Genomic DNA, 24,697 nt, shown 5'->3' with positions numbered 1-24,697 from the left:
TCGGATGCGGGCGGTTTCCGACAAATACGTCCAGAGCATTCTCGACTTACCCAGGCCAACAAAGCGCGCATTGGCGGTGTTGGTCGATTGCTGCCTGTGCATCCTGACGATCTGGCTTGCCTTCTGCTTTCGTCTCAACGACTGGGTGACCCTTACTGGCCTGCAACTGCTGACGATCCCCGTATCGCTTGTGATCGCCCTGCCGATCTTCATTACAATGGGTCTCTACCGGGCGATCTTCCGTTTTCTCGGCTGGTCGGCCTTTATTACTGTCATCAAGGCGATCACGATTTATGGCCTGGCCTTCATGGCCGTGTTCACGGCCATCAGCTTTCCCGGGATACCGCGCACGATCGGGATCATGCAGCCACTGCTGCTGTTGCTGGCTATTGGCCTGACCCGGTTCATGGCACGCTATTTCTTCAGCGAGGCCTACAAGCGGATCCTGCGGCAGAACAAGCAGACGAACATGCTGATCTATGGTGCCGGATCCGGCGGCAGGCAAGTTGCCGGCGCGCTCAGCGGCAGCGCCGATTTCAAGGTCGTCGGCTATCTCGACGACGACAGGAGCCTGCACGGCAGCCTGATCGGCGGTGCGATGGTCTATGATCCCGAGAAGATCGTGGAGCTCAGCTCGCGGCTGAACGTCCGCACGATCCTGCTTGCTCTTCCGAAGATCGATCGCTCACGCCGCAATGAAATTCTCGAGAAACTTCGCGGAGCCCGCGTTGCCGTGCGCACAGTTCCGGATCTGAACGCGCTTGCGGGCGGCCAAGCGGAATTCACCGACCTGCAGGAACTGGATATCGAGGATCTGCTCGGCCGAACACCGGTCAAGCCGGATGCGGCTCTCCTGGAGCGAAACATTCGCGGCCGGGTGGTTCTGGTGACGGGTGCGGCAGGTTCGATCGGCAGCGAGCTGTGCCGGGGTCTCGCTAGGCTGAAGCCAGCCACGCTCCTCGTTCTCGACCAGAACGAATATGGTCTCTACGCCCTCGAAAACGAGTTGCTGGACGAGAATCCGGATGGCGCTGTCCAGATCGTGCCTCTTCTTGCCAGCGTGTCCGATGAACAGCGCATTCGCAGGATCATGGCGACCTGGAAGCCCGATATCGTCTATCACGCCGCAGCCTACAAGCATGTGCCGCTGGTCGAGAAGAACCCGGTCGAGGGCGTGAAGACGAATGTGTTCGGCACGGTCACGGTTGCCAGGGCAGCGATCGACGCAGGTGTCGAACGATTTATCCTGATCAGCACGGACAAGGCTGTCAGGCCGACAAACATCATGGGCGCCACCAAACGGCTTGCGGAGATGGCTCTCCAGGGACTGGCAGCCGAGGGCGCGTCGACCATCCTGACGATGGTCCGCTTTGGCAATGTGCTCGGATCATCCGGTTCGGTCGTTCCGCTGTTTCGCCAGCAGATCAGGCAAGGCGGGCCGATTACCCTGACGCATCCCGAGATCACGCGCTTCTTCATGACTATTCCGGAAGCGACCGAACTCGTGATCCAGGCCGGTACAATGGCCAAGGGAGGCGATGTCTTCGTCCTCGACATGGGCGAGCCGGTCAAAATCATCGATCTCGCAAGGCGCATGGTCGAACTGTCAGGCCTGACCCTCCAGGATGAGCGGAATCCGTCAGGCGACATCAGCATTGTGACGACCGGCCTGCGCCCGGGCGAAAAGCTCTACGAGGAACTGCTGATCGGTGACGATCCCCAGCCGACGGCACACGCCAAGATCATGCGGGCGCGGGAGCGCTTCATCGCATGGAAGACGCTGACACCGAAGCTGGAGCAATTGAGCTCGGTCGCCGAGGAGGGAGATGCCGACGGCTTGCGGCGGGTCTTAAGCGAACTCGTCCAGGACTACCGTCCGTTCGATGTCGTCGTCGACCTGGTGTCGCTCCGCCAGGGATTGGCATCATGACGCTATCCTGCGCCGATCTCGGCGCCACCCGACCCCCGGCCAGGAGCTGACGATGCTGCTCGTCACCGGTGCGACCGGTTTCGTCGGTCAGGATCTGCAACAGGAATTGTGCACGCGCGGCACTGCCTTCAGGGCGGCAAGCCGTTCCAATCGGCATGGGTACAGCCCCGTCGGCGATATCAACGGCGCCACCGACTGGAGCGCAGCGCTCTCAGGCATCGAGATCGTCATTCATCTTGCCTCCACCAACCAGAATGTCGTGGCCGGATCCGGGGAGGATCGCGCGCTCCTTCGGACCGTCAATGTCGAGGGAACCGTCAATTTTGCCCGACAGGCTGCCGCGTCCGGCGTCAGGCGCTTCGTCTTTCTGAGCACGATCAAGGTCCACGGCGAACGAACCGCTGAAGGCCATCCCTTCAGGCAGGATGACGTACCGAACCCGGTGAGCGGCTACGCGGTCTCCAAGCTCGAGGCCGAAAGAAGCCTGATCGAGCTGTCCGGTTCGTCGGGCATGGAGATCGTCATCATCCGTGCGCCTTTGGTCTATGGCCGCGACGTTGGTGGCAGTTTTCGCGCCCTGACCAAGCTCGTCAAAAGCGGGATACCCCTGCCCCTTGGGTCGATCCGCAATCGCCGATCGATGGTCTATGTGGAAAACCTGTCCGACCTCATCCTGACAGCGGCGCTGCATCCGGCCGCCGCAGGACAGACCCTGCTGGCGGGTGACGACGAGGCAGTCTCGACGCCGGAACTTGTCAGGCGCCTTGCTGCCGCAACGGGATGCCCGGCACGCCTGCTGCCTTGTCCTACGCTCGCCTTGCGGAGCCTGGCAGCGATTGCCGGCAAGACGGAACTCTTGTCGCGCCTGACCGACTGGCTGGAAGTTGACATTACGCCGACGCGCACGCTCTTGGATTGGACGCCCCCTTTTGATATGGGGCAAGCGCTGAAGCGCTGTTTCTAAGCGTTTCGGGTCAGCAACTTTGACGGGAATGCAATTTTTCATGCTCCACGGCTTTAACCGACTCTTGAAGCGGCTGTTCGATATTTGCGCGGCATCGTTCGGACTGATCCTCCTGTCACCGGTCTTCCTGGTTCTTGTAATCCTTGTGCGCCGATCATCTCCGGGCGGGGCGCTTTTTCGCCAGGAGCGCGTGGGGCGCTATGAGATGCCATTTATATGCATCAAGTTCCGGACCATGGCGGCGGGGACGCCTAATGTCGGCTCCCACGACGCGCCGGTTTCGTGGATCACGCCGCTCGGCAGAAGGTTGAGGGCCTACAAGCTTGACGAATTGCCGCAGCTCATCAATGTGCTCAAGGGCGAAATGAGCCTCGTCGGTCCGAGGCCTTGCCTGCCGACCCAAGGTGAGGTCATTGCTGCGCGCCGCAAATACCGCGTCTTTTCCGTGCGCCCCGGCATAACCGGCCTCGCCCAGCTCCAAGGGATAGACATGTCGACGCCAGAGGCACTCGCGCAGGCCGACGCCCGCTATATCAGGAAGGCCGGGTTCTGGCAGGACATCGTTCTTGTTGTCGGCACGCTTCTCGGCCGGGGAACTGGTGACGCTGCCGTCAAGTGAAGGCGTTGATGCCGTAGCGACAGGCAGCCGACGACGTGCAAGCGAGGCTTGCGCCCCTATTTTTTTGAACGACCTGCGTTAGATCTCGAGGCAAGCCCTCGGGAGAACGTCTATGGCAACGCCCACCGATAACCTCGCATCGGGCCCGACTACCCGCGGGTCGTGTCACTGCGGAGCGGTCCACTGGGAATTCCGTGGTGCAATTCCTGACGCCACGATTTGCAACTGCACGCTCTGCCGTCGCTATGGCGTGCTTTGGGCATACGACTATGACGGTGAGGGAATTACAGTCGCAGACACTTCCGGAGCGCTGACGGCCTATACCTGCGGTTCACGCTCGCTCTCATTCAACTTCTGCAGTCGCTGCGGAAATCTCGTGAGCTGGCGCGCGCTGCAGCCTGGTGGCGATGGACGCACCAGGATCGCTGTCAACCTTCGCCTGGCCGAGCCCGATGATGTTGCCGGAATCCGGCTGCAAAGGTTCGACGGGCTCCACAGCTTCGAGGATCTCCCACCGGACGCCCGTACCGTCGCCGACGTCTGGTTCTGATTTCCGGTCGTGCGAAGGACCAAGGCCGCTCTGCGCTTGAGCCCGTGGCGCGGTCGTGCCTTGCCCCGCACCGACCCTTCATTCCTAGACCAGCGTGAAGACCGCACAGGGCTTGGCTATCCCCCGTAGCTGGTGCTCTCCGGCAGCGACGAGGGGCATCACCACCTCGGCGGCCACAGCTCCTGAAACCAGGACACTGTGTCCCAAGGGTTTGCATAGTCCTTCAAGTCGACTGACAAGGTTCACTGCTGGCCCGATCGCCGTAAAATCGAGCCTATCCGCAGCGCCGACATTGCCCCAAAGGATCTCCCCGAAATGCACGGCAATTCCGAATGGAAGCGCTGGTGCCCCCTTATCCTGACGCAAGGAATCGAGGTGAGCCATGCCGGCGCGGGCCGAGGAGACAGCGCGCAGTGCCGCTTCGCACGCGGATCGCGGCGTGCTGGTAACGGGAAAGATTGCGAGCACACCATCGCCCATGAATTTCAGCACCTCGCCGCCAAACGCATGCACCGCACCGGCAATCCGGTCGAACCACGCGTCGAGCATCGCGATCATCACGGCAGGCTCTGTTGCCTCGGAAAGAGCGGTGAAGTCGCGCAGATCCGCACACAGCAAGGCAGCCTGTATCGTTTCGCCGACGCCACGGGTCATCGCTCCGGCCTGTACGCGCGCAGCACTTCTGCGGCCAAGATAAGCTTCGAGAAGGGCCGTCAGCCCTGCCCTCGCTGACAACGCAGCGACGGACGGTGCGGCGAACCGGGCCACGTCCTTCAGGCAGAGGCCCTCGCTGTCGGCAAACGGCCGGGCTCCCGCCCATCCAAGGGTAGCGTTGCCTGGAGGTTTGCCGACAATGCTTTCCTCAACTGGTCCCAGTCCCAAAAGCCACTGACCGTCGGCCTCCCCCAACAAGGTGTTGGAAAAGCTGAGAGCCTCGATGACCTCTCCCGTTTCGGCACGCCAGAGCCAGGTGCGACGCGTGATGATCGGGTGTGGCGCAGCAAGGGTCAGTGCGCCACCCGCAATCGGCATGCCATCGAGAAGAAGCCTGCGACCCAGTTCCGCGAGGAACCACTCGGGACTTGGCGCAGAGCCAGCCTCATCGAGAAGCCATGTGAGGGAGGGTGAAAGCTCCATATCTTCATGCCGTCATGGCGAGACCATCGTTCGCTCCGAGGTAAGGTCCACATTTAGCGTAGACGGCCCTCCTGTTTGCGGCCATCAAACCCGGCCTCTCCAGGGATCCGGATCCAGTGTGCGCCCAGCTGCACATTCTGCAAGCCGTCCCAGATAGTGCTCCCAGCCTTCCGAATGGCCGGCGCATTGCTCTGCGTTGGGCAGCCCTGAATGGGTCAACTTCAAAAGCGTCCCGTCCGGCTTTTCGATCAGATCGATCTCCACCAGACTTGAGCCGGGTGGCACGATCTCGCTTCCATCCCAGCCGAAACTGTAGGCGAGCCGGTGTACAGGTATCACCTCCCGAAACGATCCCCTGGCGAAACGAGAGCCGGTGACGTTGACGAGGTAAAGCCCGCCCGGTTGTGGTTCGACCTTGGCCTCAGTTCCCATCCATCGCAGGATTTTTTCAGGATCGGTCAGCAAGGCAAAAACGGCAGATGGCGGCGCCGGGATGTGGGCCTCGCGGTGAACGACTGTCTGCTCCTGCATGGTTCCTCCCGTTTCGGCCAGGGCCGCCCGCGCAACCCGGTGACCTCTACATGTCTCTTCTCATCAAGCACATAGGAGGCCAGCCGAGCGCAACAAGCTCACAAGATCGCCGGCAAGCGATTTTGACGTCACAATGCGGCCCCTGGCGGAAGCGAAAAACAACGCTCGCCGGTCACCGCCGGTGTTGGTCGAACCGTCGTGGGGCGTGGCTCGCAAGCTCTCGGGGTACGGTGACAGCGCTGTCACTGTCGGCGGTCGCCACGCGCTGATCATTGCGGTCAATGTCTGAGCCGTGCCTTCAACGCGCTTTCGGCATGTGGATCGAAATAATGGTAGAGCGCGGTTGCCCTGACTGTTCCGGGATCGCAAGGCTCGTTCGCATGGATGCTGCGATAGCCCCAGAAGAAATAAAGGGATCCGGGGACCATCCTTATCCGCGTGAAGGACGTCGGATCCTTCTCGGCACGGTCTCTCAGGGACTTCTGGCGGACCTTGTCCACCAGGATCTTGTCGAGGAGGTTGCCGACATAGCTGGCGCGAGCGGGCCGCCTGTTCGGGACCATGTAAAGATCGCCGGGCCTGCCTGCCGTCGGTATTACGATCGGGATCAACGCCGTTATCAGATAGGAATCATAGTGGAAATTGAGGGAGTGCTCGGCCATGCCTTTTCCCGTGAGGCACCGCAACACCTGATGGAATTCGACCGGAGGGGCCGGCCTTCCTCGGCTCGCCTCGTAAAGACGTCTGAAGATCGACTGAAACCGGCCTGACTGTGCCAGTTCATCCAGTCCCGATCCCCTGACTGCTTCGCTTCCTTGAAATGCGACATATTCGTGCTTTGACCCGGTTACTGACGAAGCCACAAAAGCCTGCATGGTCGAGAGGCTTGCTGCGTCCACGAAATCTGGAATGCAGCAAAAACCGTCGCGTTCCATCGCCGCGAAGAGTGTCTGTAAATGGTTGTCGGAAATATTGGGCGTCCTGGCATCAAGCGCATTGGCGGCATCCATTCCGGACCTCTAAGCGTTTGCAGCTGGTCCGCGGATCATAGTGCAGTGCAAAAATTTGTCCAGACGGGATAGCGACTGAGCCTCCCCGTTGGCAAAATCGCTCGCGAGCCACGATGACGGTCGAGAGATCGCATGGCTTTAAGGTCACGGCTACGCCATTTCCACTAACGATGGGAGTGGACGGAGCCGTCGGCTTGTGGCGTATACTTGCCGGCATAACGAGGGCGGAAGGATGAATCGGGAAGCAGCCATGCAGCAACGCAGAGGGCTGGCGTCGATACGCCGTGAACGGCTCCTTGCGTTCGGTCTTCTGACGAGCGTCGTGTTCCTGATTTCAGGTCAATCGATCTTCGCTCTGCTTTCCAATCCCGTGTGGCTGTTCATCATTTTTGCATGGCTGTTTTCAGTCGTCCTCGGCTGCGCATTGTCGGTCGTTCGCCATGCCGACGATCTCGCAGAACGCCTGGGTGAGCCCTACGGGACCCTCATCCTGACGCTTGCGATCACATCCATCGAAGTCATGGCGATCACGGCGGTGATGCAACATGGCGAAAACAACCCGACCCTGGTGCGCGACACGCTTTTTGCCGTCGTGATGATCATCCTCAACGGCATGGTCGGACTGTCACTGCTGGTTGGCGGCTGGCGGCGCCATGACCAGCATCACAACCTCCAGGGCGCCAATGCCTATCTCGGTGTCATCGTGCCACTGGCCACGCTCAGCATGATCATGCCGAATTTCACCCATTCGGCGAGCGGACCGCCCTACTCCTTCGTCCAGCAGACAGTCCTCGCCTTTATTTCGGTCGGTCTCTACAGCGTGTTTTTGAGCTTGCAGACCGGACGCCATAGAGAATTCTTTGTCGACGATACCGGCGAAGCCCGCCCCGAGCGCGTCGAAACGAAAGAACGAGGCCTGCTTCTTCCCGTCATCCTGCTGGTGGCCTACATGGCACTCGTCGTCTTCCTAGTCGAGGAACTTGCCGCGCCGATCGATTACTTCATCGAGACGCTGCATGCCCCCGCAGCATTGGGCGGGGTGATCATGGCAATCCTCGTCGCTACACCCGAGGCAATCAGCGCGGTCAGGGCATCGGTCGCCAATCACCTGCAGCGATCCGTCAACATTTTCCTGGGGTCCGTGCTCTCGACGATAGGATTGACCGTCCCGGCAATGCTGGTGATCAGCCACGTGACCGGGCACCCTGTCGTGCTTGGTCTGGACCGTACGGATTCCGTCATGCTCATCCTGACGCTCGCACTCAGCATCATCACCTTCGCAAGCGGGCGCACGCATCTGATGCAGGGGGCCGTGCACCTTGTCCTTTTCGTGGCCTATTTCCTGCTGATATTTGAAACCTGAGGTAACGCTTCCCGCGGACAGGATGTCTTGCGCGGCTCATCCCAAATCGATACCCAAGGCCTTCAGCCTCGTGCCATACTTTTTTTCAGGGAAGCGGCACTAATCGCGAGCGCCTCAACCTTGGCCAGCTCGATCAGTCTTTCGCGGGCTGGCATCGGTGTCAGATTATGGTCGGCATCGGGAAAGAGGTGCAGTGCCACGTTGGGATAGGCCGACAATCTTTCGCCCGCATCGCCAAAATTGACCCTGAACATATCCTGGCCCTCGTCCCCTTCGGTGTAGACGATTGCGAGCGGCATGCTGCGATCGGCAAGAACCTGGAAATCACGGTGCACCTGCCGGGTCAGTTGCGTCAGTGGCTTGGCTGGCGCAAAAACCGACGACAGCCGGCTCGCCATTCGGTCAACAAGACGCACGGAAATGTTCCTGGTCACCGCGCGAAGGTCGAGATCGCCCGCCCACAGACGAAGCAGGCTTTCCCGATCGAGCGCATTCTTGAGGTAAGACTTCAGGGTCTTTGGAAGCCCTCTGAACCGCCACCGGAACGCAACCGGGTTGACGAGGATGCAGGCGTCCCAGCGAGGATCGGCAAGGACGCTACGAAACGCGACGTAGGCACCACTGCATCGCCCGATCAGGATCGTGCTGCCACCTGGGCCATGCTGCTCGAGAAAGTCTCGCGCGATTATGACATCGTCCACCTGCGCCTCGTCATAGAGAACCTGCCTGCGCCGACCCGGCACCGGCGGACTATCCCCGACGCCGGCGCTGTCAAATCTGAACGATGCCACCCCGGCGGTTGCGAGCGCGCGCGCAAGCTCGACCGAGAACCGTCCCCAGCCCGCCGCATGATCATAAGCCGTCGTCAGAATGACAGCCGTTACACCGGCGAACGAATCTGTCGGCTCGCACAGGATGCCATGGAGCCGCTCGTCCGGACCGAACCGAACCGCGGTTTCGCGAATGCACCTTGATCGAACCGATGCGACGGGCATCGGCATTGTCCTCGCCGAAAGGCGCCCGCTTTGGTAGCCGGGAAGAGACTGGACCCAATCGATCAGATCCCGGGCCACGGCGTCAGGAATTTCCTGATTGAGGGGATTGGACACAAACGCATCATAACCGGCAAAATCAGTCGCACGCAGCCGGCATCCAGCCGCTTCCAGCTGATGACAGAGGGTGACGTCACTTTCGAGACCGGGGCGAACGGCAAGGAACAGATCAGGGGGTGCATCGATCTCCACCTTCGTGAGGTCCAGGCGCCGGAGGTCATCAGCAACGGCCCGCGGCATGCGTATCCCGGCAATCGATCCGGCCGCGTTGTCCCGCAACTCGGGCTTGATACCGAGCCCGTCGTCGATGAGCCTGGAATAGAGCGACAGCTCGCGGAGATAGGCCCGCCCCTTCAGCACAGGCGCCAGGAGGGCAAGGGCGTCCGGCGAGGGCCGCTTATCGGCAGATAGAAGGGCGAGGCTCGCACCGATCCCCTGTCCGAGGAAAACGAGACTGCGCGCTCCAGAAAGCTCCCGGAGGGTTTCCGCGGCCGTTGCAACCTGCTGCTGCCAGACCGAGAGACCGCGTTCGCCGGCGGTTTCGTCGAGCGAATTCACCGTGCCCGAAAAATCGAACCGAAGGCTGGCCACGCCGATGCCCGAGAGGCGCTCGGCCAGAATCCGGTAGAACCTGCGCGTGCACATCTCCTCCATCCCCCAGGGATTGAGAAAAAGCACGGCCACGCCGCTTGGCCGCGTGCCCTGATCCGCTTCGGCATACAGGCCGGTGCTTGATCCGAAAGCGACCGGCCGCGAGGCGCAGCACGCGCCTGTGACCGAATTCGCGCCATTCTCTATCGTTGTTGTCATCCCATGCCCCAACCCGGCCCCCGCCGTGCGTCCTTCCCTGGCTTCTTCCTTAGGTGGTAAGGATTAGCGGAATCTGTACGGAGTGCGCCTCTTCCCTTGCATTGCCGCCAATCACGCAAACGTGTTCGTCCTCAGGCAAGTCGCAGCCGCTTCGTCAATGCGACGCGGACGCCGGCGAGATTGAGTGCAATGCCGGCAAGCGTATAGACGACGACGCCGGTGATGATTGGCGCTGCGAGGTCAAGCACCACATTACCGGTCGGGTGCCGCCCGACGATGACGGTCGGCACGGCCATCGTTGCGGTCGCGAGGCTGACCTTGAGGATCGGTCTGAGCTCGAATGGCAAGCGGTGAGCCCGATAGGACAGGAAATAGCCCGCGATCGCGCCGCCTATCTCGGCAATCAACAGCGCGTAAGCCGCCCCGACCAATTGGAACCGCGGGACAAGGACAAACATGGCGGCAACGTTGATCGCCAGGATGATCAAGCCCTGGACACCCATCAGCCCCGGCTTCTTTGCCAGCTGGAAACTGACGTGAACGAACTGATAGGAGATCGATCGGAACAGCCAGGCAAAGACCAGGATTGGCATCAGCATCGCGGCAGCGTCCCGAAACTCTGGCCCAAGGATCAAGGAGGCGAACCCTGGCGCCACCAGCGCCAGCCCGACGACCATCGGCATCAGCACGGCCAGAAGCATCTCGGCTGTTTCCGTCAGATGCCGGTTGGTGGCCTCGCGGCCGTCCTGCGTCAACAGCCGGATCGCCACAGGGATCGTGGCAGATCCGATCGCGACGCCTGGAAACAGGATGATCTGACGCACCAGATCGGCAGCAGCGCCATAGACACCGGCGGCCGTCTCGCCCATGTAGGTCACGATGATCATGCGGTCGAGGACGGTGTGGAGGACGAAGACGAAGGACGACGCCGTCATCGGAATCCCGAAGCGCAGCATATCCTTCAGCAGATCGACATCGAAGGGATGGCGAGGCCGACGCCAGACGCCCGGCGCGTAGACGAGGAGTGTTGCGAGGTAGGAGCAGGCGACGCTGACGAGCAGGCCCTGCCCTCCCATGCCAAACAGCATCACAAGACCAGCCGAGAATATGACGGTCAGCACCGCGCGCAGAATGACGGACCACATGTAGGCTCCCGTCTGCTGGCGTGATCTGAAGATCTCCTGGACGAATTCGAAAAGCCCCACCATGAACGCGACGAACACGGCGGGCACGACATAGGTCGATGAATTCTCGGCGATCAGCCACGTCACGGCAACGACCAGCGGGCTGACCAGCATGAGCCCGCCATAGGCATAGAGCGCGGTTGTGCGGACATCCTTCCTTCCGCCTTCGGATTCGAAACGCAGTACCGAGAATTTTATCCAGCCGAAGAGCAGCGTCGAGATTACACCGGCGACGCCCGTTCCGACGACATAGATCCCATATTCATGCGGGCTGAGCATACGCGTGAACAGCACGACCGAAACGAAGCCGAAGGCTGCGGATACGGCATTCGCGATCATATAGGTCGAAATCTGGCGAAACATCATTCAGCCGCGCGCGTGAACTCGTCGATCACTTTCATCAACGCCTTCGGTCGGCACGAGGCATCAAGCGGCAGCGGCCGGTTCGGCTTGCCGTCCGATCGCTTGAACCACATCGGCACCCAGGTATAGCGATCCGTAATCCCCCAGGTGAGGACGGCGCTCGGACGCGCAGCCTCGTCGATTGCAGCGAGGAAATCACCCGCACGCCTGGCCACGATCCGGTCGCGGTCGTACTCGTTGGGGGGCAGCTTGTCGTCGATGACGTCGAGCTCGGTGACGAGAACATCGAGCTGCATTCCCTTCACGTCTTCCACGAACCTCGACAGTCCTTCCCTGTCGATCTCCAGGTCTCCGGGCAGGTGCCCCTGTATTCCGACAGCATGGAACGGAACATCACGATCCTTCAGGCTGCGCAGGAGATCGAGCAAGGCCTTGCGCCGGTCGCGGCACTGGGGTGTCGGGTTTTCGACGTTGTAGTCGTTGATGACGAGCTGGGCCGAGGGGTCGACCGCGGCCGCGGTCCGAAGGGCAATCTCGATATAGCGTGGGCCAAGACGTTCCTGCCAGATTGAATTGCGTATGACAGAGCCGCGCATCGGCGTTTCGGCAATCGCCTCGTTTACGACGTCCCAGCTGGGGATCCGTCCCCGATAGCGTCCGACGACGGTCGTGATGTGATGGACGAGCTCGCGTTCGGCTTCTGCCGCACTGGCAATGGTTTTCGTCCAGTCCGGCATGGCGCCATACCAAGCAAGCGTATGCCCCCGCATCTGCATCCCGTTGCGGTTGGCGAAGTCGATCAGGCGATCGGGCTGCTCGAAAACGAACTGCTCCTGGCTCGGACGCAGATCGATCCATTTGAGGCCGCCTTCACCGACCACGATCTGACAGTGATCGATAATGGCTTCCTTGTAGTCGAACTCCGTGTCGAGGAGGTCCGTGCGCACCGCCGCGCCGTAGGGAATGCCGCCTCTGGCGAATGCCGCCTGCGCGGTGATGTCGTTTCGAACGAGGCTATCGAAGGCGCCCGTTGACGCCAGGCCAGCACCCAGGGCACCGAGAACGAAATCCCGCCTGCGCATTGATCAACATCCTTCGATTTGTCTTCAAATGAGACAGGGTTCGGCCGGGCGCGCCAGCCAAGCCTTGAGAGTCCGGCTTTTATCGAACGCCTGTGTCGCGCGCACGCAACAAATGAAATCGCCATTAATGGATAGTTAAGGAAAATCAGGTCTTTTGACCGTATATTTCGCGTTATTTCGCGCCGTGTCACTCAGATCTCGCCGCCATGTACGAAGCCGCTACCAGACATCAGACTCCGGTCATCAGCACGCGCGGCTGGACGACACGCCAGGAGGGGCGTGTCGGACAAGCCCGTCCAGGCCTGACCCTGGTCGAACCGGCGCCGCTGCAGGGCCGTCTGGCCGTGGTCCAGGAACTCCTTCAGTTCGATCTGACGCGTATCCTAACCTGGCTCAGGAAAGGCGTCATTCTCATCATCTCTTGTGCGCTCCTCGGGGCGGTTGCAGGGTATGCCGTCGTCTTCGTCGTCAAGCCGCGCTATACCGCCGGCATCGACCTCCTGGTCGACCCGTCGAACCTTCGCGTCGTTGCCGACGACATCTTTTCCGAGAGCATCCAGAGGGACACCCAGCTCCTGGATGTCGAGAGCAAATTGCGCGTCCTGACCTCTGGCAACGTGTTGAACCGCGTGGTTGGTGACCTGAAGCTCACCTCGGATCCGGAATTCGCGTCTCAGACATCGAAGGATCCGGGCTCCGACGCGCTTCGCACGCTCGCCAAGCGCGTCACGGCCCGCCGCGACGAACGATCCTTCATCGTTAACGTCGCCGTGTGGACGCAGGATGCTGCCAAGTCGGTCACAATCACCAACGCGATCGCGTCGGCGTTCCAGGAAGAACTTGCCAGGGCGGAGTCGGAAGGCGCTGGACGGGCAGCCAGTTCGCTGTTTGCGCGCCTCGGCGACCTGAAGGCGGAGGTTGCCAAGGCAGAGGCTGCCGTCGAGGTGTTCAAGCGGGAACAGGGCTTGCAGTCGAGCTCCGGCGAACTGGTCAGCACCCTCATGTCGAACCAGACGAACACCCAGCTCATCGATGCCAAGGCGCGTCTCATCCAGGCGCAATCACGCTACAACGAGCTCGTATCGACCAATCCGAAGAACCGCCTGAACGCATCTGCCCTGCAATCGGAAACGATGACGATGCTGCGAACCCAATATTCGACGTTGCGCCAACGGGCGACGTCGCAATCGGCGATCCTTGGACCAAAGCATCCGATGATCGTCACGCTTCAGCCGCAGCTTCGCGCGCTGGAGGGCCAGATCGATGCGGAGACCGCACGGATCGTGCAATCGGCGAAGGCAGAGCTTGATCAGGCGAAGTCGGCCCTTGACGCACTCAATTCGGAAGCCAACCAGATGAAGACATCCGTCTTCCAGGATACGGCAGCGCAAATTCATCTGCGCGAACTCGAACGCGAGGCACGCGCCAAGGCAACGGTCTACGAGGCTTTCATGGCAAGGGCCGGCGAAGCCGCCGAGCGCCAGCAGATCGACACGACCAACGTCCGGATCGTCTCCCCCGCCGTTGTGCCGACAGCGCGAAGCTTTCCGCCGCGTGGCTACGTGCTGTCAGGTGCGGGCGGCATCCTCGGCCTCGGACTTGGGATTTTCGCAGCCCTTCTCTCCGGTTTTTGGCGCGACTATCGACGGCTGATTGACAGCGAGGCCAAGACCCATGACTAAGGTCGTCGGGGCCGTGTCGAGCCGAGACGGCCGCGGCTTCACCGCCTTCCTGTTTCTCCTGATCCTCGGCTACTTCTGGATCGGCCTGAACCCCTTTCCCGACCCGAATGCCACCAGCCTCTCCACGCCCTATGGCGCGAGTTCGAACGTCTTCAACCAGTTGATCGTCGTCGCCATGTCGGGTGTGGTACTGGTTACGGTCCTGCGAAACCCGGCCCGCCAACTGTTGTTGCGCCCACATGGCCTGCTGGCCTGTCTGCTTGTCTGGATGCTGTTTACGGGCCTGTTTGCCGGTGATCCGGCCGCAGCCTACCGCCGCATTATCTTTGCGATACTGGTCTGCCTGTGCGCCAATGCCATGCTTCTCATTCCGCGCGATGGCCAGCAGTTCGCAGGACTGATGTCGATCGGCCTGGGTTTCGCGATCGCTCTTTCCTATCTCGGCGTCATCGCCCTGCCGCACCTTGCGATCCACCAGGCCACCGACGCCCTCGAGCAATCGCTTGCGGGCGACTGGCGCGGTCACTTCGGCCACAAGAACGTTGCTGCTGCCGCCATGGTCTATGCCGTTTTCTTCGGTCTCTATGCGAGAAAGGCCGGGCACATCAGGCTTGGTCTGCTGATGACCCTTTCGGCGGCGTTCTTCGTGCTCCACGCCGGCGGAAAGACCTCTGCAGCAATGCTGCCGGCAATCCTTGTTCTTGCCTGGACATTCGAACGTTGGCCGAAGGCCGGCGCCGCCATGCTGCTTGCTGGCCTCATTGGCCTGAACCTCATGCTGTTGACGGCAGCCGTATCGACGTCGTTCAGCACTTTGCTCGCCTCTGCCGGGATCGATCCGACGTTTACGGATCGTGGTTCGATCTGGCGCCTGGCGTTGTCGGCAATCGCCGCGCGGCCCATCATCGGCTATGGTTTCCAGTCGTTCTGGCAGACCGAAGCCTTGTTCAACAGCGGCCAGGCGATGGCGACATGGGCCGTGACCGCGGCCAATTCTCATAACGGCTATGTCGAACAGCTGATCAATGGCGGAATACCGGCACTGGCGATGGTGTTTGTCTGGCTTGTCATCCTGCCGATCGGACACGCCACACGCGCCTTGAAGGGAAGAAACGACCGGGCATTGACCCGGCTTTTCCTGCGGATCTGGTTGTTTTCCCTGTTTCTCGCCTGCCTCGAAAGCCCGTTCTTCGGCAATAGCGGACCGATCTGGTTTACGATGCTTGTTGCCGTCTTCGGGCTGCGCCTGCAGGCAAATGCCGGTCTCGTGAGCACGGCGGCGCCCATACCGACGCTGCCGGCAATTCCCGCGGCGCCGGCGGCAGAGCGGCTTCGACAGAGCCTGTTAACCTCATGATCAGGCCCTGATTGTAGATTATCCCGCAGCCGGCTAAAGCTTCGCCGTCGCGAGGTGAAACCTCCCCCGAACTGGCCGACTGGACGGTCCTTAATACGACGGGGATTTGGAACATGTAGGAAAGCAAGATGTCCGTAGAGGCCGTGGTCTGCATCCCAACATTTCGACGACCCGCCTGGCTCGCTCGGACGCTGCAATCTGTCTGTGCCCAGGAAACCGATTTTCCATTTGCCGTCGTGGTCGTTGACAATGACGCGGCGAACCCGGTGGGTGCCCGCTACGCACGCGAATTCCTCGCCAGCCAGTGCCAACCATCCCTGGTGCTGACGGAGGAGCGGCAAGGCAACTGTCATGCCATCAACCGCGCGTTCGGCGAAGCCATGGACGCATTTCCCGGCGCCGAGTTCCTGCTGATGATCGACGACGACGAGATCGCCCTCGAAGGCTGGCTTGCGGCGATCGTCGGCACGGCAAGGCGCGAGAAGGCCGATATCGTTGGCGGACCGGTGGTGCGGCAGTTCGAGGTGCCCGTGACCGACGCCGTCAAACGGCATCTTCTTTTCGGTTCGATCGAGGGCACGACGCGCCAGATCGACCAGATCCACGGCTCAGGAAACTGCCTCATCCGCCGGCATGTATTCGAAGGTCTCCCCTCGCCGCTGTTTGACGTGCGCTTCAACTTTCTCGGCGGCGGAGACATGGAGTTTTTCACGAGGTGCCGACGGGCAGGCTACAAGAGCTGGTGGTGCGCGGAGGCGGTGATCCGGGAATTCGTTCCCGAGGAACGGGTTTCGGCCCGCTTCCTGATGACCCGATCCTTGCGAACGGGTAGCATCAACTACGTCATCGATCGGATGCATAGCGGATCAGCCGGAAGAGTGATCGCAAAGAATGCGCTCAGTCTCGGAGCAGGTGCGATGCGCTCGCTGGCGCTGCTCGTCAGGACCCGACGGCTGCTACCGGCAAGCCATCCGCTTTTGGTGTCGATCGGTCGAACGCTCGCCACTCTCGGCTTCCTTCCGACGCCCTATCGCGCCAGCAATTAGGCCGCCGTGCCAAGCGCAATTTGGCGGATCACGTCGATCGGTGTTCGCGTATGCGATTGGACGGCAATCGTCGTCTGTTCGGGCGTCATTTGCCGGATGAGCGCGGAGAGGCCCGCCTGGTCGAGCGCCGGTCCTTCCCAGTAGGTCAGACACGGGCTCTGCGAAACACGCATGTGCCGGTTGGCCAGCTCTTCGTCGTTTGCGACGGCAACACCATAGAGCAGGTACTCCGAAAAATGCCTGACGCGAGCGAGCGCCTGCCACCAGGGAAGGCCGCTCGCCGCTTCGACGCGTTTCGTCATGATATCGACGGTTCGCCGCTCCCAGAGCACCATCTGGCTGATGAAATCGTCGCCTGGCAGGGCGGGTGGCGTCAGGCCGAGCAGCCGATGGGCATTGTGCCACCAGCGGACATGCCTTGGTCGTGATGAATTGACGTCACCGGACGCCACGAAATGAGCGACTTTCGGCTGCTGCGCCAAGGCCCCAACGTCGAAGGGTTTGCAGAAACAGTTGTCGGAATCGATGCACATGACCCGATCGCTTCGCTGCGCGAGGGTCATGGCGATCTTGCGCAACTGTTGCAAATGCCAGCCATAAACCGGAAGGCGCATGTATGGGGCCCACCAGTAGTGCCGGCCACGCCATTTCGGAAGGGACCACAGAGGCGGCAACAGGCTGGACGAAACAACAACGTGGCGCTTTTCGCCTTCGAACCCGGCGAACGCGTCGGCATCCTCGTCCCCCACTACGATGTAGTGGGTGTCGTAACCGGTGACATAGCGGTCGATCGAGTCACACAGCAGCCGGCATCTGTCGCGATCGCCACGATGGCTCGGCGTGATGAGCGATATCGAGGGTTTCATGATCGGATCTTCCGTCAATGGCTGCGCCTGGCAACGGCTCGCAGCATGGCATAGATGGCAACCGGATTGCTGGTGAGGTAGCGCACCGCGAGGCGCCGGGGTTCAAGGATCATGCGATAGAGCCATTCGAGGCCGAGCGCCTGCATCCAATGCGGCGCACGGCTCTTGCTCCCGGCCAGAAAGTCGAAAAGACCGCCTGCCGTCTTGATCAGTCCGACATTGTGCAGCCGCTCGATGTTGCGGACGACGAACTGCTGCTCAAGTGGAACGCCAAAGCCTATCCAAAGAATGTCGGGCGCGGCTGCGTTGATCGCTTCGATGACGGCGTCTTCCTCGGCGCGATCAAAGTAGCCATTGCGCCGTCCGGCAAACCGAAGTCCCGGATAGGCCCTCGTCAGATTTTCGACCGCCCGCGCATTCACCTCTTCGGTGGCGCCCAGAAAATAGAAACTGACATCCGTCTTGGCGGCGCGTGCCGCTACCGCATGGATGAGATCGGTGGTCGCGACGCGCTCCGGCAGCGGCTCAGTCGAGGACAGCTTTGAAAACAGCACAACCGACATCCCGTCGGCGTGGATCTGGTCGGCCTGGCGGGTCAACGAGCGAAAATCGGCATCCTGCTCGCAAAGGGCGATCACCTGACCATTGGCGGATGTCGAATAAAAAGGACGCCCGCCAATACCTCGCCGTTCCAGAGCCAGCCTGATGAACGCGTCCGCGGAGTCGTCCATCCCTGCCCGCACGATCGGAAGGGCTCCGAGCCGATTTGTCGGCCAATCCACCATCGAGTAACTGAGAGGCGCCGACGCACCGCCATGCCTAGCCATTCAAGCACCTTCGAAAACCGGCAACGGTCAAGAACAAGCCTCTCAATTAGCGCTTTTACCGAGCAACCGCAGCAAAACCTCGCGCTATAGTTAACCGCCGTTACTGGTGACGGGACTGGCGTACACACTCATGTTTTCGAAGCCAAAATCGTAAGTTGGCCTTTACGAAAAAGCGGTATCAACGTGTTTCCCCGTCGACCACCGCGCAGAAAGTCCGAAATGTCCAAGCGTCGCTATCTTGCACTTGTCTCTGACGCTGTTCAGACGTGCGGCGTCGAGGAGTTTGCCCGCCAGACAGCGTCAAGACTGGGAATTAGGGGCCGTACGCACCTTCTCGACGGCAAGATCCGCACGCTCGTCTCAGCCCTTGACGACGCCGATGCGGCGATCCTCAATTTCCCTGTGGTGGCCTGGAAACGGAAACTTGCGGAACCTGTTTCCGTCGCGTTGACAACCCGCCTTCGGCGGAAGGATCTCGTCGTCGTGCTGCACGAGTGGGATGCGCTGGACTGGAAGCGCAGGCTTGTCCTTGTCCCTGTCGTGCTCCTTGCAACCCATATCCTGTTTTCGGCGCCCGAAGTGGCCGATGAATTTTCGATAAGTCCCCTGTCGGCCCTTGCAACCCGCAAGCGGGATGTCGTCCCCATTCCGCCGAACCTCGCCCTGCCGTTATCGCTCAGATCAGGTTCGGTTGCCCAGGCCCTCAAGGAACAGCGCAAAGCCGGTCGCCTTATCCTCGGACAATTCGGTTCAATCTACCCGAGGAAACAGTCGACCGCAGTCCTTGAGGTTGCCGCGCACCTTTTGGCGCATGGCCATGACGTCGGCGTCGTCTTCGTTGGCTCATTCATCCGCGGCCTCGACAATGTGGAGCGCGATTTCTATGCTCTTGCCGACAGGCTAGGCATTGCCGACCGTGTGACGGTAACAGGCTATGTTGCGGATGCCGAAGATATTTACGGGATCCTCAACCATGTTGACGTGTTTTGCTACCTGTTCTCGGAAGGGTTGACGGCTCGCCGGGCAAGCGTGCTGGCCGCAAGCTTCGCGGGAAAGCCGATCGTCGTCAATGCGCCGCGACAACGCAATGCGCTTGCTCACCACAGTCTGTTTCGCAAGCTGATTGAGCGCGGAGCGGTGCGGCTGGTGGCAACGGATGCAGGCGTGGGCACGATGGCAGAGGCGGTGTCGAAGGCGCCTCGCGGCGGTGTTGCGCCACTTGATGCGACAGCCGAGATTGGCGCCCTGTGGGAATCGGTCATCGACGCGCTCGATGCGCATGCCGCCGCTCACTGATCATTGCTTTCCTATGTCTTGCTCAATTCGAGACCAGTTATCGACGCCCTCGGAACAAAATCGAAATCTTTGTGTTTGAGCGGCAGAGAAGGAAATGAACGACCTTCTCCGCTTTCCTGTACGACAGCCCCGCTTGGGTCTGCCCAGGCGGGGCACGTTTTGTCTAATGGTGGGGTCTTTGTCGCGGTTGTCGCCGGTGGCGACCGTTAACTTTTCGCGTGCCGCCTCTTGAGCTGCAGGGCACCTAATATTAGATTCTCGTTACGTTGTCGTTGAGAGAAAAGGAGGAAAAAATGACGACGTCAGATGTCCTCTGGAATGTCCCTGTTAACGTTCGACTACAGAATGGCACCGAGGTGTCTTTTCAGAGTGTCCACGACACCTTGGACTTCCTCGAGAATGAATGGCCCTCCCCACGCGGAGCCTATCACGATGCAGCTGTCATTAGCTGTCGAAAGGCCCTGAACCACCAGACGCCACCCGCGGTCTGCAAGGAACTCTTTCTTGCGGCATGTCTAGAGGCTGGCCTTGCGGCTCGAAACAACATGCGACCGGATGGCAAGCGCTTTTCACCGTCAGTCATCGAGGCTTATTGACCGATCCGCTGAAATCGCGGATTGCCCTTTCGCTGCTGTAGGGCTGTAGGGTTGAGAGATCCTTGGCCAAGGGCTGCGTTAAATCAGTCCTTGGCCATACGATGAGGCACTGTCATTCATGGATAGAGACCCAAGCCCGAATGGTAGCTAGGGGAAGATCACCTTCCATATCGTTGTAGAAGGCCAGGTAATGATGGACATCATCTTCCAGTGCAAGACGGAGCTCCTCGTACTTGGTCACCGCCTCTTCATCTCCGGCCTTGGACGTCAGGTCGTGCAGCATGGTTACTTCACTGTAGATTTCGCACAATTCTCGAACCTGACCTTGTTGGCCCTCCCAGACGCGAAGGCTTGGGCACCGAAGTTTGAGTGATGTCCATCCGTGCCGATAGAGATCGATGGAAACCCTTGCTTTGGCGCTACCTTCAATCATAGGACTTGAAAACTCGCCCCGAGGGACTCCAACCGACGCCATTTCGAACGGCAGTGAAAAGATCGGCTATCTGATAACTTCAAATCGAACTGCGCAGGCACAGCAAATGCTCCATTAACGCTCACGCGTGCCCCCACCCTCAGATAAATCCTTGACAACGCAATCCAGCACGCAGGCGCCGCCATTAAGCAGGATCTTGGCGCCAATAAACGTCCGTTTTCGATGATCTCTTCTGCCGTCCATGAGGAGCAAAATGGAAGCGAAAGGTAAATGCCTTGTATATTACTAGCCTTTGCGTACGGTAGCAGACAGATGCCGGCATGGCATAAACAACCACTACCTTCCCGTCGCATCGACGGCCTATTATCCTTGCGTCACCAAACTCCAATGGTGACTGGGCCCTGTTCACAGAGCCTCAGGGGCAGGTATTGATTCCACCTGGTTCGCACGTCACTAGGCTTCAGGACCTGCCCCATTCCCTGAACGGGTACCACGGTTCCAGTTCCCGCCCTTTAGCCTACACTTGGGAAATGAGAAGGATGTGGCCATAGACGCTGCCTCCTGCGGTCGAGCCTCACGTTCGAAGGCTTGTGGTTGATTGTGATGTCTTCTCCGGGTGGCCCGCGAAAGATGAAGCTCACCCGCTCGAAGGCATGACGCTGGACGACGCACTTGAGATGGCGGATTTGATTCATGCTGAAGACTTGTTCCACCGACACAAGTTGACGCAGCCGCGTCGTCTTTAGGATTTCCACGCTGTATCAGACGATCGGTTTGGGAGTGGGGGGAAGAGCTCCGGATCGTCGGGGGCTGGAGACGCCGAAGAAATGATCCGCCGTCTAAGCTCGAAGCCAGCTATCAGGACAAGACAAGTGAGCAGCATAGCGATTAGCGGGAAGAGGCAAAGAAAAATGCAAAAGGCGGTCAGCCTAGCTGAAATAGCGCCCCTTAGAGCCGCAAGTCTTGTCATGAAAAGAAACCGGAAGAGACTAGCGTGAACAGATAGATTACACCGCACATCAGAAGAAGCAGACGAGGTCTCGCATGCCATCTCCCGAGTTGCTTTGGGCAGATTGCTACAGGGGGATTGTGCACAGTGCAAGTAGGGGCGTTGTGCTGAAATAATACCCTACGCATTTCGTCTATCTAACCAGACTCCGTCCGGGGGTAAGCTCCGCAACGCTTGCACACAAGCGCACGGCATGAGGAGGAAGGCTCGACCCCTTGCCCCCCGAGCCTTCCTTCCACCTGATCATGCTGTGCCACACCTGATTACTCGTCAGGAAAGCTGAACGTGCAAAGTCTGTGGATTGTGTTAGGAACGCGTCTTCAACGATACAGGCGTCCTAAACATGATTGAGCTTTCCCCATCGCTAATTGCAGCATTGAAACTGGCCAAAGACGGAGATCTATATCCGCAGCCGTCGAATAAATGGACGCACCAGAACGCAACGGTGACCTACGCGAAGTCCGACCGCTGGAAGGAACGGCCCCAGAAAGTGAAGTCCGTGACAGCCAAAGCTTTGGATGAGCTAAATGGACTTGGCTTTCTGGAGCGGCGGCATCTCGACGATGACAGGTCGAAAGACGTCTACGGCATTACGATGGCCGGGAAGGTTTGGCTACTTAAGAACAAATAGACGCGGAGCATTTTCACAATCGGCGATTGCGAGCGAGAGACACTTCCAGGGCCTTAGCGCATTGCGAATGCGCGGCGTTTCCCAGGTCCGGCTTAGCTCGATCCTCGAGCCGGCCTCCAGCCTATCCAAATGAGGAAAACCAGCACTTGTTTGGTGGAAAGTACTATTAGGACCGGTCGAAATGCCGCGTGAAACCAGAGGCTTTGGTCGCTACATGACGTTCAGCGCCGGAGCCGTTCCCGACGACCGACGCAGGTCGGCTCCCTAGAGCGATCCTGTCGCGCGAGGCGAGCCGGCCGCTCAGCCAATAAATCGCCATCACCTGGCGCCGCACCTCTTCTCGGCGACGGTGGTGCGCGTGGCGGGTCGAGCTGGCAACACCGGCTCCTCGCTGCGTTCGCCTTGTCCGATGACAGACACCTTCCGCTTGGACCTAAGTCCGTTAAATCGTTCGACTTTCGAAAGGCGGCGACGAACCATCCAAGGTGTAGCCTTCCAAACGTCCTCGTAACCGAGGACATAGTGAAGGCCGGATACCGCGGATGGACCCCTCTCAGCCCCGGGACCTGCTCGTTGTCGGCCCTTGAGAGAATGAGCGAGCACCAGCGAGGAACACGAATGAACTGCTTCGACATTCCGGGCATCATCTTGGCCCTGCTCCTTGTCCTCACCGCGATAGCTTTCGTTGGGAGAGGCTTTTGGTTGACCTCGCCTTGGATGTTCGGAGGATAAGGCTTCATTGCCGCGAAAAATGCGACATTTTACGGATATCATTTCTGACCCGCAGACGTCATCGTGGCTGGGCGTCGAGAACGGGTTTTGTTAACCGCGACGCAGGGTCGAGAGATCCTTGGCTTAGGGTTGCGTTCCTTCGCCCGAATTATCGTGAGCCGCATGAGCCCAACCTTCAATCACGCTGGAACATTCGGACCACGCTGAAGTTAGACGGATAGAGAAGAAGCGTCGGACACGCTCCCTCAAACGGCTGCATCTGCAGAAACCAGTGTCTGGGCTTCTTCTCGTAGCAAACACCGTCTTCCGCGATCATGAGATTTCACAGACTGCAGCGTTGTGCTGCACCTCCCGCGGGTCCTTGTAAGAGGCATGGCGCAGTTTTCCATCGTGCGTCAATGCGCGGTATTCGATCGGCCATCAGCGTCGGCTGCACCCACACGAAGAGGTGAACCGGGAGACGCTCACGCATTGCCGTCTGGAGGAGGCCGACGATATGGTTGACCTTCTCAACGCCAATACATCACAAGCCGCAAGGGATTGACGCGTTGAGGCGGCTGCTGAGCTCGGCGCTTCAGTGGGCCAGCCTCTTCCAGAACCACGACTTTACATCCGCCATTGTTGAATCGGATATCGCGGAGTTCCGTGCTAATATTTGTCGAGCGCTGGCCCTGCCCTCCAGACGCCAGCGTCGGGCCGGTTCGCAATCAGCCGTCGTTGCTAGTGAACCGGCCGCTTCTGTCCGAGCGCACCACACACGAGCCATTGTCACGCCCCGGCATATCAAAGGAAGCCAGGAACAAAGAAACGTTCCAATCGTTACACGGCGGGATCATTTTGATATGGAGGCAGCATTCTTTGAGTAGAAGCTCTGATATCCAGTTGGCGCTCCTGTCCCTACTACCAAAATGGCATCAAACCGTTCCTCTTTATAGGATAGGAGACCGAATGAAAGGTCTTGGCTTTTCCGAAGCTGAAATCATGGGCGGGTTGATCAAGCTGGCGCACAACAAGGTTATCCAGCTTCTTCCTGGCAGCCGATTGGTGGTTCTAAAACCTGCTTCCGTCCATTCGAAAGGATATGGAAGGCAGCCTGACAGACAACGCCCTGAGACCTTCCTGGCAGCAACATCGCGTGCTACAGATCCATTGTGATGATCATAAAAGATTGAACAGTCCGACGATGCAGCTCGCAAGTTCAGCCACCTTTACGCAGGCTGGGCCATGAAATGTCCTCGGCTTCGAGCGTTCGAAGGAAAACAACATTGGGTTCAAGACCTGTGTGAAGTGTACAGCGAGGCCGTACCTTTCGCGATAAGACGAGGCTGGCCGGTTCGCCGAATACGATGAGACCTGCAAGGCACTGGAAGAAGACATCGGCTACTTGGTCTTCTACGATTCATTGCAAACTGCCGCCTTGGGAGCTGGCTGCTAGCTGGTGGCCACTGCGACCTTTCCCCTTGCACCGCTCGCCCTTGGTGCAGCCCGACGCCTTGAGCCTCGTGCTTGTCGAGGCTGACCGCTCAACTAGCGCTAGAGCGCCGTACGTTTAATCGAACCCATAGCCTGCGGCTGTAAAATAGTTTCGACATTCTTGGCTATTGAAGAGGTTGCAGATTGATCCGAG

21 protein-coding genes and 1 pseudogene are annotated in these 24,697 nt (G+C 59.7%); 13 read left to right on the top strand and 9 right to left on the bottom strand.

Translation table 11 applies throughout. The features are described 5' to 3' along the window. The first annotated feature begins 4 nt into the window (after positions 1 to 4). The 4 genes from FHT77_RS29680 to FHT77_RS29665 all read left to right on the top strand — a co-directional run bounded on the left by FHT77_RS29680 (position 5) and on the right by FHT77_RS29665 (position 4,063). Complete coding sequence (locus FHT77_RS29680; protein ID WP_183759071.1) at positions 5 to 1,930, top strand: nucleoside-diphosphate sugar epimerase/dehydratase; 1,926 nt, start codon at positions 5 to 7, stop codon at positions 1,928 to 1,930. Positions 1,931 to 1,982: 52 nt separating this feature from the next. Then, entirely contained in the window at positions 1,983 to 2,894 is a 912-nt protein-coding gene (locus FHT77_RS29675) for an NAD-dependent epimerase/dehydratase family protein (RefSeq protein ID WP_183759070.1), read from the top strand. A gap of 40 nt (positions 2,895 to 2,934) precedes the next feature. Next, positions 2,935 to 3,513: a sugar transferase gene (locus FHT77_RS29670; RefSeq protein ID WP_183759069.1), complete on the top strand. Its 579-nt coding sequence runs from the start codon at positions 2,935 to 2,937 to the stop codon at positions 3,511 to 3,513. Positions 3,514 to 3,625: 112 nt separating this feature from the next. Beyond that, positions 3,626 to 4,063 (top strand): GFA family protein, encoded by a 438-nt coding sequence (locus tag FHT77_RS29665; protein WP_183759068.1) that lies wholly within the window; start codon positions 3,626 to 3,628, stop codon positions 4,061 to 4,063. Positions 4,064 to 4,147: 84 nt separating this feature from the next. On the opposite strand, the gene FHT77_RS29660 is transcribed toward FHT77_RS29665, so the two are convergent. The 3 genes from FHT77_RS29660 to FHT77_RS29650 all read right to left on the bottom strand — a co-directional run bounded on the left by FHT77_RS29660 (position 4,148) and on the right by FHT77_RS29650 (position 6,741). Continuing rightward, positions 4,148 to 5,200, bottom strand: coding sequence for an adenylate/guanylate cyclase domain-containing protein (locus FHT77_RS29660; RefSeq protein WP_183759067.1), 1,053 nt, complete (start codon positions 5,198 to 5,200; stop codon positions 4,148 to 4,150). 84 nt (positions 5,201 to 5,284) lie between these two features. After that, complete coding sequence (locus tag FHT77_RS29655; RefSeq protein WP_183759066.1) at positions 5,285 to 5,731, bottom strand: SRPBCC domain-containing protein; 447 nt, start codon at positions 5,729 to 5,731, stop codon at positions 5,285 to 5,287. Positions 5,732 to 6,009: 278 nt separating this feature from the next. Continuing rightward, positions 6,010 to 6,741 (bottom strand): hypothetical protein, encoded by a 732-nt coding sequence (locus FHT77_RS29650; RefSeq protein ID WP_183759065.1) that lies wholly within the window; start codon positions 6,739 to 6,741, stop codon positions 6,010 to 6,012. A gap of 232 nt (positions 6,742 to 6,973) precedes the next feature. On the opposite strand from FHT77_RS29650, the gene FHT77_RS29645 reads away from it, so the two are divergent. Further along, on the top strand, positions 6,974 to 8,104 hold the full coding sequence (locus tag FHT77_RS29645; protein ID WP_183759064.1) for a calcium:proton antiporter: 1,131 nt from the start codon (positions 6,974 to 6,976) through the stop codon (positions 8,102 to 8,104). A 62-nt stretch (positions 8,105 to 8,166) separates the two neighbouring features. On the opposite strand, the gene FHT77_RS29640 is transcribed toward FHT77_RS29645, so the two are convergent. From FHT77_RS29640 to FHT77_RS29630, 3 genes are all read right to left on the bottom strand, one after another. Then, complete coding sequence (locus FHT77_RS29640) at positions 8,167 to 9,966, bottom strand: serine aminopeptidase domain-containing protein (protein ID WP_183759063.1); 1,800 nt, start codon at positions 9,964 to 9,966, stop codon at positions 8,167 to 8,169. A gap of 131 nt (positions 9,967 to 10,097) precedes the next feature. Then, entirely contained in the window at positions 10,098 to 11,516 is a 1,419-nt protein-coding gene (locus FHT77_RS29635) for an oligosaccharide flippase family protein (protein WP_183759062.1), read from the bottom strand. Continuing rightward, positions 11,513 to 12,595: an endo-1,4-beta-xylanase gene (locus tag FHT77_RS29630; protein ID WP_183759061.1), complete on the bottom strand. Its 1,083-nt coding sequence runs from the start codon at positions 12,593 to 12,595 to the stop codon at positions 11,513 to 11,515. Before FHT77_RS29630 ends, FHT77_RS29635 begins: the two co-directional genes overlap by 4 nt. Before the next feature lie 206 nt (positions 12,596 to 12,801). On the opposite strand from FHT77_RS29630, the gene FHT77_RS29625 reads away from it, so the two are divergent. From FHT77_RS29625 to FHT77_RS29615, 3 genes are all read left to right on the top strand, one after another. After that, entirely contained in the window at positions 12,802 to 14,277 is a 1,476-nt protein-coding gene (locus FHT77_RS29625) for a GumC family protein (protein WP_183759060.1), read from the top strand. Further along, on the top strand, positions 14,270 to 15,634 hold the full coding sequence (locus FHT77_RS29620; protein ID WP_183759059.1) for an O-antigen ligase: 1,365 nt from the start codon (positions 14,270 to 14,272) through the stop codon (positions 15,632 to 15,634). Before FHT77_RS29625 ends, FHT77_RS29620 begins: the two co-directional genes overlap by 8 nt. A gap of 128 nt (positions 15,635 to 15,762) precedes the next feature. Continuing rightward, complete coding sequence (locus FHT77_RS29615; protein WP_183759058.1) at positions 15,763 to 16,680, top strand: glycosyltransferase family 2 protein; 918 nt, start codon at positions 15,763 to 15,765, stop codon at positions 16,678 to 16,680. Here the strand turns inward: FHT77_RS29615 and FHT77_RS29610 are convergent. Further along, complete coding sequence (locus FHT77_RS29610; protein WP_183759057.1) at positions 16,677 to 17,546, bottom strand: DUF6492 family protein; 870 nt, start codon at positions 17,544 to 17,546, stop codon at positions 16,677 to 16,679. The two genes, FHT77_RS29615 and FHT77_RS29610, sit on opposite strands and share 4 nt — an antisense overlap. A gap of 14 nt (positions 17,547 to 17,560) precedes the next feature. Beyond that, entirely contained in the window at positions 17,561 to 18,331 is a 771-nt protein-coding gene (locus tag FHT77_RS29605) for a WecB/TagA/CpsF family glycosyltransferase (protein WP_183759095.1), read from the bottom strand. 261 nt (positions 18,332 to 18,592) lie between these two features. Here FHT77_RS29605 and FHT77_RS29600 point away from each other — a divergent pair, with 261 nt between their 5' ends. The 4 genes from FHT77_RS29600 (at position 18,593) to FHT77_RS29585 (ending at position 22,338) form a co-directional block, all read left to right on the top strand. Then, positions 18,593 to 19,669, top strand: a complete 1,077-nt coding sequence (locus FHT77_RS29600) for a glycosyltransferase (protein ID WP_183759055.1) — start codon at positions 18,593 to 18,595, stop codon at positions 19,667 to 19,669. Between the two features lie 293 nt (positions 19,670 to 19,962). After that, positions 19,963 to 20,265, top strand: coding sequence for a DUF982 domain-containing protein (locus FHT77_RS29595; protein ID WP_183759053.1), 303 nt, complete (start codon positions 19,963 to 19,965; stop codon positions 20,263 to 20,265). Positions 20,266 to 20,455: 190 nt separating this feature from the next. Next, the gene (locus FHT77_RS29590) at positions 20,456 to 20,638 is read left to right on the top strand and encodes a hypothetical protein (protein WP_183759050.1); all 183 of its coding nucleotides are present in this window, start codon (positions 20,456 to 20,458) and stop codon (positions 20,636 to 20,638) included. 1,412 nt (positions 20,639 to 22,050) lie between these two features. After that, positions 22,051 to 22,338, top strand: a complete 288-nt coding sequence (locus FHT77_RS29585) for a hypothetical protein (RefSeq protein ID WP_183759048.1) — start codon at positions 22,051 to 22,053, stop codon at positions 22,336 to 22,338. Between the two features lie 1,044 nt (positions 22,339 to 23,382). Here the strand turns inward: FHT77_RS29585 and FHT77_RS31815 are convergent. Continuing rightward, positions 23,383 to 23,512: pseudogene (locus tag FHT77_RS31815) on the bottom strand (ATP-dependent DNA ligase); the annotation flags it as partial. 506 nt (positions 23,513 to 24,018) lie between these two features. Between FHT77_RS31815 and FHT77_RS29580 the strand changes: the two are divergent. After that, positions 24,019 to 24,225 carry a hypothetical protein gene (locus FHT77_RS29580; protein WP_183759047.1) on the top strand — a complete coding sequence of 69 codons (207 nt, stop codon included), beginning with the start codon at positions 24,019 to 24,021 and terminating at the stop codon, positions 24,223 to 24,225. Positions 24,226 to 24,697 lie beyond the last annotated feature (472 nt).

It is taken from the genome of Rhizobium sp. BK181 (assembly GCF_014193305.1).
Lineage (GTDB): Bacteria > Pseudomonadota > Alphaproteobacteria > Rhizobiales > Rhizobiaceae > Rhizobium.
The sequence above is the reverse complement of the archived record's forward strand: the minus strand, read 5'-3'. Positions and strand labels throughout refer to the sequence as shown.